Annotated in this window: 14 protein-coding genes and 1 pseudogene; 7 read left to right on the top strand and 8 right to left on the bottom strand. The window is 47.4% G+C overall.

What is annotated here, in order from left to right; genetic code table 11:
• Positions 1 to 170: 170 nt before the first annotated feature.
• The 5 genes and pseudogenes from QUA71_RS22565 to QUA71_RS22545 form a co-directional block, all read right to left on the bottom strand.
• Positions 171 to 1,076, bottom strand: a complete 906-nt coding sequence (locus QUA71_RS22565; RefSeq protein ID WP_333288445.1) for a D-hexose-6-phosphate mutarotase — start codon at positions 1,074 to 1,076, stop codon at positions 171 to 173.
• A 28-nt stretch (positions 1,077 to 1,104) separates the two neighbouring features.
• Positions 1,105 to 1,398 carry a hypothetical protein gene (locus QUA71_RS22560; protein ID WP_333288444.1) on the bottom strand — a complete coding sequence of 98 codons (294 nt, stop codon included), beginning with the start codon at positions 1,396 to 1,398 and terminating at the stop codon, positions 1,105 to 1,107.
• 64 nt (positions 1,399 to 1,462) lie between these two features.
• Complete coding sequence (locus QUA71_RS22555) at positions 1,463 to 2,200, bottom strand: SDR family oxidoreductase (protein ID WP_333288442.1); 738 nt, start codon at positions 2,198 to 2,200, stop codon at positions 1,463 to 1,465.
• A gap of 171 nt (positions 2,201 to 2,371) precedes the next feature.
• On the bottom strand, positions 2,372 to 3,433 hold the full coding sequence (locus tag QUA71_RS22550) for an NADH:flavin oxidoreductase/NADH oxidase (protein WP_333288440.1): 1,062 nt from the start codon (positions 3,431 to 3,433) through the stop codon (positions 2,372 to 2,374).
• 35 nt (positions 3,434 to 3,468) lie between these two features.
• Positions 3,469 to 3,684: pseudogene (locus QUA71_RS22545) on the bottom strand (glutathione S-transferase family protein); the annotation flags it as partial.
• Between the two features lie 565 nt (positions 3,685 to 4,249).
• On the opposite strand from QUA71_RS22545, the gene QUA71_RS22540 reads away from it, so the two are divergent.
• Positions 4,250 to 6,565 (top strand): cation:proton antiporter domain-containing protein, encoded by a 2,316-nt coding sequence (locus QUA71_RS22540; protein ID WP_333288437.1) that lies wholly within the window; start codon positions 4,250 to 4,252, stop codon positions 6,563 to 6,565.
• A 179-nt stretch (positions 6,566 to 6,744) separates the two neighbouring features.
• On the opposite strand, the gene QUA71_RS22535 is transcribed toward QUA71_RS22540, so the two are convergent.
• On the bottom strand, positions 6,745 to 6,957 hold the full coding sequence (locus QUA71_RS22535; protein ID WP_333218843.1) for an Hfq-related RNA-binding protein: 213 nt from the start codon (positions 6,955 to 6,957) through the stop codon (positions 6,745 to 6,747).
• A gap of 312 nt (positions 6,958 to 7,269) precedes the next feature.
• Between QUA71_RS22535 and dapF the strand changes: the two genes are divergently transcribed.
• Together dapF and QUA71_RS22525 are read left to right on the top strand one after the other, a co-directional pair.
• Complete coding sequence (gene dapF / locus QUA71_RS22530; RefSeq protein ID WP_333288435.1) at positions 7,270 to 8,238, top strand: diaminopimelate epimerase; 969 nt, start codon at positions 7,270 to 7,272, stop codon at positions 8,236 to 8,238.
• A 222-nt stretch (positions 8,239 to 8,460) separates the two neighbouring features.
• Positions 8,461 to 9,606 carry a hypothetical protein gene (locus tag QUA71_RS22525; RefSeq protein ID WP_333288433.1) on the top strand — a complete coding sequence of 382 codons (1,146 nt, stop codon included), beginning with the start codon at positions 8,461 to 8,463 and terminating at the stop codon, positions 9,604 to 9,606.
• Between the two features lie 212 nt (positions 9,607 to 9,818).
• Here the strand turns inward: QUA71_RS22525 and QUA71_RS22520 are convergent, their stop codons facing one another.
• Positions 9,819 to 11,003, bottom strand: a complete 1,185-nt coding sequence (locus tag QUA71_RS22520) for an aspartate aminotransferase (RefSeq protein ID WP_333288431.1) — start codon at positions 11,001 to 11,003, stop codon at positions 9,819 to 9,821.
• A 99-nt stretch (positions 11,004 to 11,102) separates the two neighbouring features.
• Entirely contained in the window at positions 11,103 to 12,248 is a 1,146-nt protein-coding gene (locus tag QUA71_RS22515) for an iron-containing alcohol dehydrogenase family protein (protein ID WP_333288429.1), read from the bottom strand.
• A 758-nt stretch (positions 12,249 to 13,006) separates the two neighbouring features.
• Here QUA71_RS22515 and QUA71_RS22510 point away from each other — a divergent pair.
• The 4 genes from QUA71_RS22510 to QUA71_RS22495 all read left to right on the top strand — a co-directional run bounded on the left by QUA71_RS22510 (position 13,007) and on the right by QUA71_RS22495 (position 15,237).
• The gene (locus QUA71_RS22510) at positions 13,007 to 13,363 is read left to right on the top strand and encodes a hypothetical protein (RefSeq protein WP_333288428.1); all 357 of its coding nucleotides are present in this window, start codon (positions 13,007 to 13,009) and stop codon (positions 13,361 to 13,363) included.
• Positions 13,364 to 13,559: 196 nt separating this feature from the next.
• Positions 13,560 to 14,369, top strand: coding sequence for a TIGR02391 family protein (locus tag QUA71_RS22505; RefSeq protein ID WP_333288426.1), 810 nt, complete (start codon positions 13,560 to 13,562; stop codon positions 14,367 to 14,369).
• Between the two features lie 237 nt (positions 14,370 to 14,606).
• Positions 14,607 to 15,026 (top strand): GIY-YIG nuclease family protein, encoded by a 420-nt coding sequence (locus tag QUA71_RS22500; RefSeq protein WP_333288424.1) that lies wholly within the window; start codon positions 14,607 to 14,609, stop codon positions 15,024 to 15,026.
• A 4-nt stretch (positions 15,027 to 15,030) separates the two neighbouring features.
• A complete protein-coding gene (locus tag QUA71_RS22495) occupies positions 15,031 to 15,237 on the top strand; it encodes a hypothetical protein (protein ID WP_006631417.1) in 207 nt (68 codons plus the stop codon).
• The last annotated feature ends 160 nt before the right edge of the window (positions 15,238 to 15,397 follow it).

Raw genomic sequence — 15,397 nt, 5'->3', positions numbered from 1 at the left:
GTGACAGAGTGTTTCAATTCAATCAGCTAATCGGCATTTAAGTTGTATTTAAAGAAACAATCCCAGTCTTGTGCGTGGGATTTCAGCAACGCCCAAAATATCCAATCGAAATGTTGAACCGCTTACTGGGAATTTTGACCCCATCACCGCTAAGATTAAGTTCTAATTACTTAGTCGCGTTCAACGCTGTAAATTGCCTGCAAGCGGAACTCACCATGAGCGGGAACTTCCACAATATCTGTAGCTGCATTGGTCGTTTCTACACAGAGTAAACGCTGATAATCTGCATCATCAAGGTCGGCCATATTTGCAGAAATTGTCACCCAAGGATTCCACACTACGACGGATTTACTACCAGATGATTTAATGCGAATCCGGCGATTGAGGGCGCTATCGTCAATGACTAATTCATTGGTGACATCGAGATAAATGCGATCAACTTCACCTGTTACTACCACTGCACCCGCTTGAGTTTTTTCCACACCACCATCCGCTTTATCAAGATACTGGCTATTTTCTAAACCTAAAACCTGCACGCGGTTGATATCGCCGACTTGGAAATAGGTGTGCAAAGCTTGGGTGAGGGGAAATGCTTTGTCGCCTAAATTGCGGGTGATTAATTCTACAGTGAGGCTGGTGCCGATCGTAATCACGATCGCCAGTTCAAAGGCTTGCGGCCAAATTGCTCTAGTTTCATCGGTATCCTTGAGCCCGAGAGTGACTTTGGTTGCGCCGTCTGGGGTTGTGGCGGTTTCTAGCACATTCCAGAGGCGATTCCGCACAAACCCATGACTCGGACGCCCCAAGGCTTCGGGATCGGGGCCAAACCAGGGCCAGCAGATGGGTATACCGCCTTTGATGGCTTTCCCTTCGGCATAGTAGGCTTTTTCGCTGACGAACATCAAGTCTGTGGTTTCGGCGGCGGGTTGAAAAGAAAGCACTTGACCGGAATACACAGAAATTAAGGCTTTGGCTTGACCGTTGTCGATGTGAATCATCGGGAAACCACCGTTTCCGGTGGCGAAGGTGAGGTTCCCGGCAATGCCGTAGTCTGTGTTTAACTGGTCAATACTCATGCTGTTGGCTTGGTGAATTGCTTTACAATTATCCGATATTATGGTTGCTAGATTGATTAGATTGTTGGGTTGGACGGGGGAAGGTGCGATCGACACAACCATGCCCTCCGACAAACAGATTGGAAGTGCCAACCGATCGCGAGGGGATGTGCGATCGAACCCACCGACAAACTTTGCTGATTTCTCCGTAAGCAAGCCGATCGCGTTTAGCAGCGAGCTCGTTGAGGATGGGATGCCCCGATCGCCCGCTTCCCGCCAGACTATGAATCAGCAGCAACGGCTTACCTGTGCAACCTCGAATGTAGTGCATTTCACCAGCCATTCGGTCTCCCGTTGAGCCATTGGGTTAAATTCAGTTGAGTCGATCGACTTTCATGCGCCCCACTTCACAACTCCTGACGAGTCGGACGAATGATCATTTCGTTGACATCCACATCACCGGGCTGCTCGATGGCATAGGCAATCGCCCGGGCGATCGCATCGGCATCAATGGCGACTGAATACAACTGATTCACCCCTGATGCGGTATCACCATGAGTGATGGTACTGGTCAACTCAGTCGCAACCGCACCGGGTGAAATGTTGGTAGAACGAATTTCACCGTTTGACTCCAGCCGCAACCCTTCGGAAATCGCTCGCACTGCATACTTGGTAGCACAGTAAACTGCCCCCGCCGGAAATACTTTATGTCCTGCAACAGACGACAAGTTGATTACGTGCCCAGACTTCTGTTGGCGCATAGTCGGCAGCACTGCTGCGATGCCGTAAAGTACGCCTTTAATGTTGACATCAATCATTTGATCCCACTCATCCACCTTAATTTGGTCAAGCGGAGACAGTGGCATTAAACCCGCATTGTTGACCAGCACATCAATGCGTCCATAGGTTTCCAACGTTGCGTCAGCCAATGCTTGCACCTGGGCGCGATCGGCAATATCGGTGACTCGATAGGCAACTGTGCCACCTGTTTTTTCGATTGCAGCCACCAAGTCCTTGAGTCTATCTTCGCGGCGGGCAGCAAGCATGAGTTTGGCTCCGCTGGCGGCTAGACGATGAGCGGTGGCTTCACCTAAACCGCTACTTGCTCCTGTAATGATGACAACCTTGTTTTGAATCTCAGACATATTCACTCCTGTTAGTTGATTAAATCGACTCGCGTCACGGCGATGAGAACGTGCCTTGTACTTGAAGGGATCGCAGAATCAAAAAAGCTTTTATTGAGCGACTGGTTTACAGAAACACTAAAAAAGGGATTCCTAGTGGATTTGTGTAAAATTGATCGCAAATCCGCTTAATTACCAAGCGCGAGCGTATTGAATTGGAGCAGGCACTGATTGACGTAGTTGCTTCGCAGCCCGCATCGGCCAATAAGGATCGCGCAGCATTTCTCTGGCAAGTAATACCATATCTGCTTGACCTGTACGGATGATGTGGTCGGCCTGCGCGGCTGCAGTAATCATACCAACGGCTCCGGTGGCGATGTTGGCTTCGCGTCGAATGCGATCGGCAAAGGTAGTTTGATAACCTGCACCCGTCGGAATCTTTTCACCCGGTACAATTGCGCCTGAGGAACAATCGATTAAATCAACGCCCAGTGACTTTAATTTATCGCTGAGTGCAATACTTTGTTCAATGTCCCAACCATTTGGAACCCAATCGGTTGCAGAAATGCGAACCCAAAGCGGTGTTCGATCGGGCAAAACATTTCGCACCGCTTGTACGACTTCACATAAAAACCGGATGCGATGCTCAAAACTGCCACCATAGTCATCTGTTCGTTGATTGCTCAAGGGAGACAGAAATTCATGCAGTAGGTAGCCGTGAGCGGCATGAATCTCGATTACGTCAAATCCGGCTGCGAGAGCGCGTTGGGCTGCGTTCACAAAGAGTGTCGTCTGCTTCTGAATGTCTTCGATACTCAGAGCGATCGGGGCGGGGCTATCGGGTTCAAATGGAATGGCGCTAGGGGCGAGCGAAGTCCATCCTCCTTGAGATTCCGAAAGCACATCGCCGCCATCCCACGGAAGTGCTGTACTGGCTTTTCGACCTGCATGAGCAAGTTGAATTCCCGCAACTGCACCGTTGCGGTGAATTAACTCGACGATTCGCGCCCACATTTCAATGTGAGGATCTTGCCACATTCCCAAATCTTGCGGCGTAATTCGTCCTTCAGGCTCGACTGCTGCTGCTTCAGTCATCACCAGCCCTGCCCCTCCTACGGCTCGACTGACGAGATGAACCAGATGCCAATCATTCGCGAATCCATCAACGCTTGAATATTGACACATGGGAGAAACTGCAATGCGGTTGCGGAATGTAACACCGCGTTGATCCAATGGCTCAAATAAATGCGACATGGTTGTAAACCCGTGAGTTATAAAGTGCACAGATGTCAAGCACAGACTTTCTTCACACTGGGAAGTTGACTGACCTCATTCCACCAAGTCCGCAGCTTTGAAGTTCGCGCGATCGTTGCTTCGTACTCTGGGGTCTGCGATAGGTCGGTGAAGACGGGAATTAAGTAGAAATCGGCAATGCTCAGTTCGTGACCGAGCAAATACGGGTGTCCTGCAGTTAGGGACTCGATCGCCTCTAGCGCAGTTTTTACAGGTGCGACGGCAGCTTTGTCCTACCTACATCCCGAATGGACAAGTCATTTTGAGGTATCAAGAGCAACGACCAAATTACTTGTCTAAAACCTAAATCTTTATTGTGAGCAAAACCGGGGATTGCTAGAAAAAGAGACAAAAGTGCCTGAGTAATTATCCAGTATATCGGGTAAATCCGCAACCAGGGCTTGAATAAATAAAAACGATTTTAACTAATCCTTTTTACCTAGCGCAGATCGGTGAACGTACACCGTGATAAAACCGCTCAATACAAAAAAGTAATCAACACCACTTTATTCGATCTGAAATGGATTAAAAAAAGTAACTTGATTTAATCTCACCGCGCCCATCTCGTTGAGGTGAAACATTACCCTCAATCAAGGCGCAATGCCTCGCTCTACTTGCAAGAGGTTAAGCTTTTTTTGAGGAGTGAAACTATTTGGTCTCAGAAAATACCTGGTTCTATAGTTGCAGTTGCCCTGGCTCCCCAACTACAGTCAACCCCCTAAACATAATCAACACATTAGACACTATAATATAACTTTATACTTTTTTCATAAAGTTGTGCAAGAAGACTTCCGACTGATCGTTGACTTAGTTCTAGTTCTCGCTGCTGCCGCAGCAGGAGGACTCTTTGCATCGCTGTTGCGACAGCCGGTAATTCTCGGCTACCTGCTGGGAGGGATCGTAGTTGGGCCGGCCGGTTTGGGGCTGATTAAAGAATTAATTCAGGTAGACACCCTGGCTGAATTTGGGGTGGCCTTTCTGTTATTTGCCTTGGGAGTGGAATTTTCCTTCGCCGAACTCCAAAAAGTTAAAACCATTAGTTTGGGCGGGGGGGGCTTGCAAATTGTGCTGACGATCGCCATTACTACTGGAATTTCCTTGGCTGTAGGCTGGGTAGAATCGCCCGCTCAAGGGGTGTTTTTAGGAGCGATTCTGTCGCTTTCTTCGACAGCAGTTGTACTCAAGTGCTTGATGGAGCGCAATGAAGGCGGTACTTCCCACGGTCAAGTCATGCTGGGAATATTAGTAGTTCAAGATTTGGCTTTGGGGCTAATGCTAGCAGTTTTGCCGGCACTCAACCAGCCAGCAGAAGCGATCGGCATGACGGTAGCGTGGGCCCTGCTGCGGATCGGGTTATTTGCTGTCGGTGCTGTAGTCGCCGGCATTTGGATGGTACCGCAGTTGCTGCGATACCTCGCGAAAACAGAAAGTCGAGAACTGTTTTTGCTGGGAGTTGTGGTTTTGGCTTTAGGGATTGCGCTGCTTACAGAATATTTGGGTTTTTCGATCGAGATGGGCGCATTTGTGGCGGGTTTAATGATTTCGGAGGTGGAATATGCCGACCAAACTCTAACTTATGTCGAGCCTTTGCGAGATATTTTTGCATCCTTATTTTTTGTCACCATCGGGATGTTAATTGACCCGGTGTTTCTGTGGAACCATCTAGAAGTAATTCTGGGACTGGTATTTATAGTATTTGTCGGCAAATTCTTGATTATAACGCCGATCGTCCGACTATTTGGCTATCCGCTAAAAACAGCATTGATCGCAGGTTTGGGCTTAGCTCAAATAGGAGAATTCTCCTTTGTACTCGCTAGTTCCGGTCAAGCTATGGGGCTGGTTTCGCGAGACGTTTACCTGTTAATTTTAGGAACGACGGCAGTCACCCTCGTGCTGACTCCCTTTGTATTGAGAAGCGTGCCGCAGTTATTGAAATGGGCGGAAAATTTCGGGCCTTTGCAGCGCTATTTTGACGAAACATCCCAACCTGTGGAAATAGCTGAAACTTTGCCGGAACAAAATTATGTTGTGGTTTGCGGCTACGGGCGAGTCGGCAGAATTTTAGTCAAAATGCTGCAAAGCCGCAACTGTTCAGTTGTGGTGATCGACGAGTCAGAAAGTAGAATTCAAGAGTGCAGAGTCCAAGGAATTCCTTACATTTACGGGAATGCTGCCAGCTTGCACGTATTGGAAGCCGCCCGGGTGGAACGGGCAAAAGCAATGGCGATCGCCCTTCCCGATCCCATGAGCACTCGCTTGTGTCTGAAGCGGGCTTTAGAGTTAGTCCCGGATTTGGATATTGTGGTGCGCGCCAACCAAGATAAAGACATCGAACTGCTTTACCAACTGGGGGCCTGGGAAGTCGTGCAGCCGGAGTTTGAGGCGAGTTTAGAACTGTCTGCCCACTTGTTGGCTAGTATTGGGATCTCGGCAATGGCGATCGGGCGGGAAGTGCAGCAAATTCGCAGCAGCCGCTATCTGGAATTGCGGCCACCGCGCGAACCTTTGGCGATTTCGCGGGATTTGAAAGTGGCGGTTCGAGATATGAACAGCGAGTGGTACAGCTTGCCGTCGGGTTCTCCCATCGCCAGCATGACTCTGGAAGAAACTAACTTGCGACAGTTGACAGGCGTCAGCGTGATGGCGATCGTCCGCGAGAATGGCGAGGAAATTGATTATCCTAACGGGAAGACAGCTTTGCACTCGGGCGATCGACTTTTTGTAGTGGGAGAACCGGAAGAACTCATCAGTTTTGAGTTACTGGCGAAGGGGGAAGTTGCAGTACCGCAGGGCGACAGTTCTTGCCAGTGGCTGAGACTGCCAGCAAAGAGCCCTTGGGCGGGCAAAAAACTGTCAGAGGTAGAATTGCTGACCCAGTACGGGGTGCAGGTGCGGGCGATCCGCCGGGAAGGGAAATTTACTCGCTGGCCCGACGGAACTACGAATTTGCAAGAAGGCGATCGTTTGCTGTTGTGCGGCGGCTTCTACGAGCTCGGCTTGATGCAGCGGACGGCCTCACCACCGGTGCCGCAACCTGCTTTAAAGCTGCCTTTGGTCAAGGTTCAAGTCAGCGAAAAGCTGTTTAGCGATTAGGGAAGGAAGAAGGAAGAAGGAAGAAGGAAGAGGGAAGAGGGAAGAAGGAAGAGGGAAGAGCGAAGAGGGAAGAGCGAAGAGGGAAGAGGGAAGAAGGAAGATTTGTTCGACTGTCTCCCTCTCCCAATCTCTCCGTCTCCATTCTCCCACTGTCCCCCTCTCCCACTCTCCCCGTCTCCTCAGCCGTTGGGTTTGAGATAAGCAATTGCTGGCCGCGAGATCAGAATTTGTGTTTCTGAGGCATCGAGGAGGCAAATGCAGCTATGATCCTGCCAAAAAATTCTGCCCTCTAGCAAGTCGCCGGTAACGAGTTTGAGCTGCACCTGTTCTTTGTCTTTGATGTAGCTTTGTATTAAGCGAACGCTGGGCAATCCGGTTTCAAATTCAGACATAGTTCAGAAAAATATAGTCAAATATTACCTTAAACCATATTCTTCTGTTTATACCGTTTAACCCTTACTGCCGCAATTACAAGCGCCTCTCCCCAATGAGAGAGAAACCCCTTGGTGGCTAATTTTCGACCGATATTCATTGAGCCATTGACATCAGCATTAATTAGATATCCCTGTGGAGTTATAAAAATTATATTTGTTTATATTTTACTAGAAAGGACTAGAAATTGCATAAAGTTTTATAATACTGGGAAATGGGTAATTTGGCCATCAAATTATCTAATCAGTTTTAACCAAAAGAGGTTTGTTTTTATGCCGATCGAGTTTGCGAAGTATCAGGGACTGGGAAATGATTTTATTCTGATTGACAACCGCCACTCGTCAGAACCGGCGATCGCGCCAGAACAAGCTGTGGATTTGTGCGATCGACATTTCGGGATTGGCGCAGACGGTGTGATATTTGCTCTTCCGGGTCAAAACGACACGGACTATACGATGCGGATTTTTAACTCCGACGGTTCGGAACCGGAAATGTGCGGCAACGGGATTCGCTGTTTGGCTAAGTTTATCGCCGATTTGGAATCGAAAGAAATTCACCCCCCCCAACCCCCCCTTGCTAAGGGGGGGAGTGAATCGGAAGAAATTGACCCCTCCCTTGCTAAGGGGGGGAGTGAATCGGAAGAAATTGACCCCTCCCTTGCTAAGGGGGGGAGTGAATCTAAGACTGAGTACCGGATTCACACCGGTGCGGGCGTTATTATCACCGAATTGCGATCGGACGGTCAGGTGAAGGTGGATATGGGGGTTCCCCGGCTGCTGGCGGCGGAAATTCCGACAACTTTGGCTGCTGCGGATGCCAAAGCTATAGATGTGCCGATCGAAGTTGCTGATAAATCTTGGTCTGTTACCTGTGTCAGCATGGGTAATCCTCACTGCATTACTTTTGTAGAGGATGTTGCGGCTATTGCTTTAGAAACTGTCGGGCCTCAATTCGAGCACAACAAAGCATTCCCGCAGCGTACCAATACGGAATTTATTGAAGTGGTACGTTCAGACTATGTAAAAATGCGGGTGTGGGAAAGAGGCGCGGGTGTTACTCTAGCTTGTGGGACTGGTGCTTGTGCTGCTGTGGTAGCTGGGGTGTTGGTAGGGAAGTGCGATCGGGCAACTGCTGTTGAGCTCCCTGGCGGCGTTTTGGAAATCGAATGGGCAGAAGTTTCTGGGCGGATTTACATGACCGGGCCAGCACAGCGAGTATTTACTGGTTGTATTAGTGATTAGTGATTAGTCATCAGTCATCAGTCATCAGTCAGAAGGTTTTTTTGGTGGAATTCACAAACAATAAAAATTATTGAATTCAAAATTTTTATTGAATTCTGACCAATGCCTTGGGCCTTCACAAGTTATTGGCTGCGGACTGAAGACTGAAGACTAATAACTAAGCCTGAAATCTAAAATCTAAAATCTAAAATCTAAAATCTAAAATTAAGTAGGTGGGCTTGCATGGCTGGAGGTATTTATCTGATTCAGGACGACGATAGGCTGGTAGAAATGATGGAACAGCCCTACGACTCGGAAGACCAGTTACAAGACTTGCTAGTAACTTATCCTAATTTGATCGCAGGAGACCAAATCGATCGGGCGACGGCGCGCAGGTGGCTGTTAATTTCGCGGGAAGCAGCAGTGGCCAGCGATGAGGAAACAGCGGTGCAGTGGTCGCTGGATCATTTGTTTCTCGACCAAAATGCAGTTCCTACTTTGGTGGATGTCCGGCGAACTCCTAATGCCGAACTGCGGCAAAAAGTTTTGGGTCAGTCGATGGACTATGCTGCTAATGCGTTGTTTTACTGGCCCATCGATTCAATTATTGCTCTGTTTGAAGCTAATTGTCGCGATCGGGGTCGCGATCCCGAACAGATTTTTGAAGAGTTTCTCGGTGCAGATGCTAATGAAGATTTATTTTGGCAGAAGGTTAAAACTAATTTGCAAGCGGGTAAAGTTCGCTTAGTGTTTGTAGCTGACGAGATTTCTGCTGAAATGCGCCGAGTGGTGGAATTTCTCAACGAACAAATGGACCCGGTTGAAGTTTTGGCGCTGGAAATTAAGCAGTATGTAAGTGAAGACGGTTTAAAAACGCTGGTTCCCAGAGTGATCGGTCAGACAGCCGAAGCACAGCAGAAAAAATCCAGCGCAACGCGCGAAAGAAGGCGTTGGGATGAATCTTCATTTTTTGCGGAAATAAAAGCTAGACGAGGCGCGGACGAGGCGCATATGGCAAAAGCAATTTACCTTTGGGCAAAAAGTCAAGAACCCGAAGTTCAAATCCAGTGGGGAACGGGGGACGCCTACGGCGGTTTCGCCGCCCAATTGCCTCAAAAGGGCAGAAAACCCTATCAGTTATTCACTGTAGATATTGCTGGCAGAATGGAGATTTCTGCTGACAATTACGGTTCCGGGCCGCCTTTTAATGCGGAACCACATTGGCTGGAATTGAGAAGTAAGCTGAGTTCGATCGGTCTGTCGCTACCTACAGAACCTGGGGAGAGAAGGTCGCCGAGTCTGGCTTTGTTTACTTTGCAAGACGAATCTGCCCTCAAGCAAGTTATGGAAACTTTTGATTGGGTGATTGAGCAAATTAAAAGGTTATAGTTATCAGTCATTTGTAGGGTGATATTTGGCGCAACTTACCCCTATTTTTAGGGTGCGCCGAATATCACTGAAGAACGATCGGGAAGCCCCTGGTTTTAGCACCTTACCCTTATTAGGTGATTTTATTTGTCCTGAATCTCGATTAAATAGTTATTAGTTGTTAGCTGGTAACTACTAACTAATAACCAATGACTAATGACTAATAATCATGACTATTGATAGCGAATGTTTGCTTGTTTCATGCGCTGCAGGGCTTCTCCCAGTCGATCGCAATCTGCAATCAAACTAATTCTCACATATCCTTCGCCGCCGGGCCCAAAAGCATTGCCAGGAGTCACCACAACACCCGTTTGCTGCAAAACATTCAGGGCAAAATCAGTCGAAGTCATGCCGCGAGTGCAGGGGACCCAAAGATACATTGCAGCCAGAGGTTTAGGAATATTCCATCCTAACTCTGCCAATCCTTCAACCATAAAATCCCGGCGAGTCCTGTAACGATTCTGCACTTCGTCCAAGTAACTATCGGGCAATTGCAGTGCTGTTTCTGCTGCTGTTTGCAATGCGGAAAATATACCGTAATCTAGGTTAGTTTTTAATGTCCGCAAACCTTGAATAATTTTGCTATTTCCTACTACAAAACCGACGCGCCAGCCGGCCATATTGTAGGTTTTGGACATGGTGTGAAATTCGACGCCGATTTCTTTACCGCCGGGAATTTCTAATAAACTTGTCGGTTGATAGCCGTCAAAGGCTAATTCCGCATAGCACAAATCGTGAACCAGCAAGATTTGATGTTTGTGTGCGAAAGCCACAATATCTTTGTAAAATTCGCGGGGTGCAGTTGCTCCAGTCGGATTACTGGGATAATTGAAATAAAGTATTTTGGCTTGTTCGGCTACGCTGTCGGGAATGTCGGCTAAGTCAATTACCCAGTCGTTTTCTGGTTTGAGGATGATGTTGTGAACTTTTGCACCCGCGATAATCGGCCCGCGAAATAATACCGGATAAGCGGGACTTGGTACTAATATTACGTCCCCTGGATTGATATAGGCGATCGCAAAATGTGCTAAACCTTCTTTAGAACCCAATAAAGGCAATGCTTCGCTTTCTGGATCGAGTTCAACGTTGTAGCGGTGGCTGTACCATTTAGTAATAGTACGGCGAAAACTGGCAGTTCCTTCAAAGGGTGGATAGCCGTGATTGGCAGAATTTTGGATGGCTGCGACTGCGGCTTCTACTACTGGTTGAGGAGTGGCACCGTCGGGGTTTCCCATTCCTAAGTCTATTAAATCGAGTCCTTGTTCGCGGGCGCGGGCTTTGAGTTCGTCGAGACGGGCAAATACGTAGGGCGGTAGTTTTTGCAACCTGTCAGCAGGGCTAATCCAATCCAAGGTCATTTATTTTGTGTCAGTTGTCAGTTTTCCTGGTTTGTAGTAAGGACTTTCGTCCTTGCTAGCACAGCCTTTTCAGGACTTTAGTCCTTACTACAAACTGTTTTAATTCTTAATCTTTAATTCTCCCACAGGTGCGGTGGTAGAAACCATCGCTGCCATTAATTGTTGGGGAACAACTTTAAAAGGCAGTCGGTGAATGTCGGAATTGGGATTGCAGGCGATATCGGCGGCGCGCTGCAATTCTGCTATGGTAATGTCTCCGAGTCCGAGGTTGTCTAAAGTTTGGGGTAATCCAATCTCGCTGTAGAATTTTAGCAGTTGCTGTCTGGCGCTAGCGGCGAGTTGATTGTTTTGCAGCATTTCTTCTAGTCGCAGTTGTACTAAAATGCCGTAGGCAACTTTTTCGCCGTGCAATGTGCCGTGACTTGCTAATAGATGAGTGAGGCCGTTGTGGACGGCGTGGGCGGCGACAGTGCGGCATTGGGCGCCGCCAATTCCGCCGATTACTCCTGCTAGCAATACGGCTGCATCTGTGACTTCTTGCCAGGTTTCGCTACCGGGTTCTTTGAGGGCGGCGGCTGATTTTTGGAATAATATATCGCGCAGTATTCTAGCTTGTTGAACGGCCGAAATAATCAGGGTTTGTTCGGAGTGTCCGCTGCTGACTGATGCTTCGTACCATTTGGCGATCGCATCTCCAATTCCTGCTACTAATGTCCGCTGCGGTGCGGTTTGAATTAAGCTGTAGTCGAGTATTAATAAGTCGGGGCATCTGGCTAATGTGACATCGTATTGGAATGCACCTTGGTCTGAATAAATGTTAGAAAGGGCTGTCCAAGCGGCACAGGTGGCTGCAGATGTGGGTATGGTGACGATCGGGATTTTGCACTGATAAGCGACGAGTTTGGCGGCGTCTAAGGCTTTGCCGCCGCCGACACCGATGATGAAGTCGGCTTGATGGGTTTGGGCTGCTGCGCGGAGGGTTTCGAGGCTGGTTTCGCTGCAATCTTTGCCGTAGGCTGTTTCAGCGGATTGTAACTGCTGCTGTTCGAGGATTGGTTGCAGGTAGGGTTGGGCGGCGGCGAGGGAGTTGCTGCCGCCGACGATTAGCGGCCGCTTTCCGAAACGGGCGATCGCATCTCCGGCTTGTGCGATCGCCGATCGACCCCGCAATACACAGGCGGGAGCAATTGTCAAGGAATAAATTGCTGGTGCGGTGGCGGTTTTGGTGCTTTGGGTTTGAGTCATCGAAACTGGATAAGTGACGAGAATGTTGACGCTTTGCAGGATTGCTGGATTTTCTAGGATAACTCTAACCCATGTTGGGCGATCGGGTAAGTTTTGTAAAGTTTTTATTAAGTATTGTGCGGGGCTGGGGGATGGGAGGGGGGAGTTGAGGGGAGTTGGGGAGTTAAGGGCGATCGCGAGTATTCAGCCAATTGTAGACTTCCAATTCGATCGTTTTAATGATTTATGTTGCATAGTCCTGAAAGGACAGATGCTTTGTTTCAGCATAACAATTGTCGATCAAAGCGCTTTACAGTGTTTGATAGGTTCTTTGTCGATCGCTGTTGTCAGAGAAGGAGCTAGTGACGATATGCTCTGCTTTTATACCCGCAACAGGAGATTCCGACGGGAGTAAGAAGAAATTGACATACATGAGCAATTTGCGGTATTTTATAGCTATATAGCGAAAAGAGCTAAGCGTGCACAGTAGCTGCTGCGGTTGAGCTAGACTGTTATGCAACTCAAAGGAGTTTGTGATGTCAATGAAAGTGTTTTTTCACACTAGAAGCCCGCAGGAACGGAGTTGGTCTAACAACGAAAAACCAGAGTTGGCCCGCATTCCCATTTTGGGGGAGTAGGTCGCAACTGCGATCTACAGTCCTTGGTTTTGTGTTCAGCTAGTGGTTCACACGCATTTTGATTGTGAATTTGACGCGGAGGTGTACGCAGTTGCTGCGGAGCACAACGAAGTTCTAGAGATTGCTCAGGCAAATTAAGCGATGACTAAGAAAGTCTCAATTGATTACAATGATATAGCTGCAATTGCCTTTAAATCTGTTTTTCCTCATGGTTGGAGAAGCCTTATCCCTGGTTATGACATATGGAAACTATTGATTGAACCACTAGCTCAGAAGGTTATTGATGCAGCTACTTTAAGTCAGGGGAATGATCTTGAAAATATCAAGGAAATAATTAGATCTGGCAAAGAAAACGGGGTCGATGAGTTAGAGATAAAAATTGCCAAAGAAGCAGGTATAAATATTGGTACTAACCTAAATGAAATAGGTATTCCTTGTAATGTGAATTTTAGAGTTGGGTCACAAGGGGAGACTGTTATTAACATAAAGTACAAGTAGAGAGATACAAGTACGAGCATTGCTGAAACTGTAAGTTGTTTGATTTTATCTTAGTAATTAATATATGAGACGAAAAAGAGAAGTTGTAGAAGCACTATTAGAAAGTCTTTCTATCCTGGAAAGAGCGCGCGCAGTTAAACTAAATCCTTAGACCGCGAAACTGATAACTAATCAATAATAGAGATTATTTTTCTATATGACACCACAATTGCTTGAACAACTTGTGCAGAAAATTTACGAACTTCAGACACTTATGGTGACAGTTGCAACAGGTGAAGCACGTATTCAGGAAAAAGATGATGAGTATAAGCAGCTATATATGGAAGTGAATTTGAAGCTGGAATCTTTACAAAATGAAGGCTTAAACGTTGACAATCCAAATTCTTTTAGATCCCTGTGGGATTGGCATAGTTTCTGGTCCGATGATTTGCGTAGTTATGGTGTACCTCATCAGTTGGTTCGGGAACTTTACGAAAATGTTCTAACACCATTTGAAAATACTCTCTACAAGCATCGCGCAAATTCGATGTCGAGTGAAGAACTAATTGACGACTTGCAGCGCAGGTTAGGTCAGATGATACCTGAACCCCAGACTAGCTTCAAATTCACAATCAATTCTCTGCACCCAAAAATTATTCAGCGATGCCAGCAACAGTTTGAATTGAGACAGTATGATGATGCAATATTCAATGCGATGAAAACTGTCGAAGAAGAAATTCGAGCTCGTGCATCAGCAGCACCAACTGATGTAGGAGTTGCTCTGGTTTCAAAGGTTATGAATCCTAATCAACAACCAAAGCTCATTTTTAGTTCAGTAAATGCAGAACAGGAGGCAGCACACTCTATGTACCGAGGCGCAATCGGTAGTTTTAAAAATCCACTCAGCCATCGTTTCTTGGATACCTCTGATCCAATAAAAACTTTTGAGATTCTAGGTTTTGCAAGTTTATTAATGCGTATGCTAGATGATGCAACTGTAACACCATCTAGCTCAAATGGTGTCTAACAACGCCTATGCACATCGGCCGCAGAGAGTTGATCGGTTATGATGCAGAGGTTACTAGCGTCGAGTGAGTGCGAACGTTACATTTTTTACCGACAGGTGAAACCCGATCGCTCGCCCCTTTCCCATATCCTAGAAAAACACAGGCACGGCCAAGGCTCAAATCAGCTCGGGATCGATCGCCTTCTCTGTGTGATCGCGCAGGAAACCATCCCTAGTTGATGATGGCTGTAACAGAATTTGTGGGATTATGATTTCTGTGCAATTAGCCTTCTTGCCTTCATGCCAACGAATGATTCTGACCTACAAATCCAAGCGCGAAGAATTCTAGACGCGATTGCTTTCATTCCTTTTGAGCAATGTCAACCCTTGACCCGTGGGTTTGAGAGCATTCCTGCGCGTCCTGGCATTTATGCAATCAGGCACAGAACTGATGGATTGCTCTACATCGGTAAAACCAAGAGCTTACGAGGTCGCTTCAGTGGTGGGCACAAAGCTTTTTTGTGGGCATGGCTCGATAAATATAGCGATGAAGACATACGGATTGCAGTACAGACAATTTCTCACTGGGAGAACCCTGCGTTACTATTGGAGCTAGAAGCCATCATTCTAAGAGCTGCTGAACCCCCTTACAACGTCCAAATTCCAACTGAGATGTAAAGCCATGCAAGCCAAACTTCAAGAGCAACTTTCCCTCGCTGATGCCGAAGTTATTTTAGGACGTTTTCCTGAACGAATTCGTGCTGCCCTAATTGCTCGGGCTGCTGAAATTGAATATCCCATCGAAGCAGTCATTGAGATGGCGATCGCTAGTTTCCTTGACACAGAGGCATTAGGTTTTGCAGATTGCAAACCAGGACGCGGACAATAACAGCGTCAAGTGGCGATCTCCGCGATCTAACAACCCGGTTGGAGCGGACTACCGAAAGATATTGGTGGTGATGCAAAAGTTATTCTGACGGGGTGACAACCCAGTCAAAAGCATTGCCAGTAGCGGATTGAGACAACTTAAGGTAAAAAAAGATGGGGTC

It is taken from the genome of Microcoleus sp. MON1_C5, from assembly GCF_036701875.1.
In the GTDB taxonomy this organism is placed as follows: domain Bacteria; phylum Cyanobacteriota; class Cyanobacteriia; order Cyanobacteriales; family Microcoleaceae; genus Microcoleus.
The sequence above is the reverse complement of the archived record's forward strand: the minus strand, read 5'-3'. Positions and strand labels throughout refer to the sequence as shown.

What these genes read in the sequence shown, in the direction of transcription:
- QUA71_RS22520 (WP_333288431.1), bottom strand. Translation starts at nt 11,003, where the DNA reads ATGACCTTGGATTGGATTAGCCCTGCTGACAGGTTGCAAAAACTACCG.
- QUA71_RS22515 (WP_333288429.1), bottom strand. Translation starts at nt 12,248, where the DNA reads ATGACTCAAACCCAAAGCACCAAAACCGCCACCGCACCAGCAATTTAT.
- QUA71_RS22565 (WP_333288445.1), bottom strand. Translation starts at nt 1,076, where the DNA reads ATGAGTATTGACCAGTTAAACACAGACTACGGCATTGCCGGGAACCTC.
- QUA71_RS22555 (WP_333288442.1), bottom strand. Translation starts at nt 2,200, where the DNA reads ATGTCTGAGATTCAAAACAAGGTTGTCATCATTACAGGAGCAAGTAGC.
- QUA71_RS22510 (WP_333288428.1), top strand. Translation starts at nt 13,007, where the DNA reads ATGACTAAGAAAGTCTCAATTGATTACAATGATATAGCTGCAATTGCC.
- QUA71_RS22525 (WP_333288433.1), top strand. Translation starts at nt 8,461, where the DNA reads ATGGCTGGAGGTATTTATCTGATTCAGGACGACGATAGGCTGGTAGAA.
- dapF (WP_333288435.1), top strand. Translation starts at nt 7,270, where the DNA reads ATGCCGATCGAGTTTGCGAAGTATCAGGGACTGGGAAATGATTTTATT.
- QUA71_RS22535 (WP_333218843.1), bottom strand. Translation starts at nt 6,957, where the DNA reads ATGTCTGAATTTGAAACCGGATTGCCCAGCGTTCGCTTAATACAAAGC.
- QUA71_RS22550 (WP_333288440.1), bottom strand. Translation starts at nt 3,433, where the DNA reads ATGTCGCATTTATTTGAGCCATTGGATCAACGCGGTGTTACATTCCGC.
- QUA71_RS22560 (WP_333288444.1), bottom strand. Translation starts at nt 1,398, where the DNA reads ATGGCTGGTGAAATGCACTACATTCGAGGTTGCACAGGTAAGCCGTTG.
- QUA71_RS22495 (WP_006631417.1), top strand. Translation starts at nt 15,031, where the DNA reads ATGCAAGCCAAACTTCAAGAGCAACTTTCCCTCGCTGATGCCGAAGTT.
- QUA71_RS22505 (WP_333288426.1), top strand. Translation starts at nt 13,560, where the DNA reads ATGACACCACAATTGCTTGAACAACTTGTGCAGAAAATTTACGAACTT.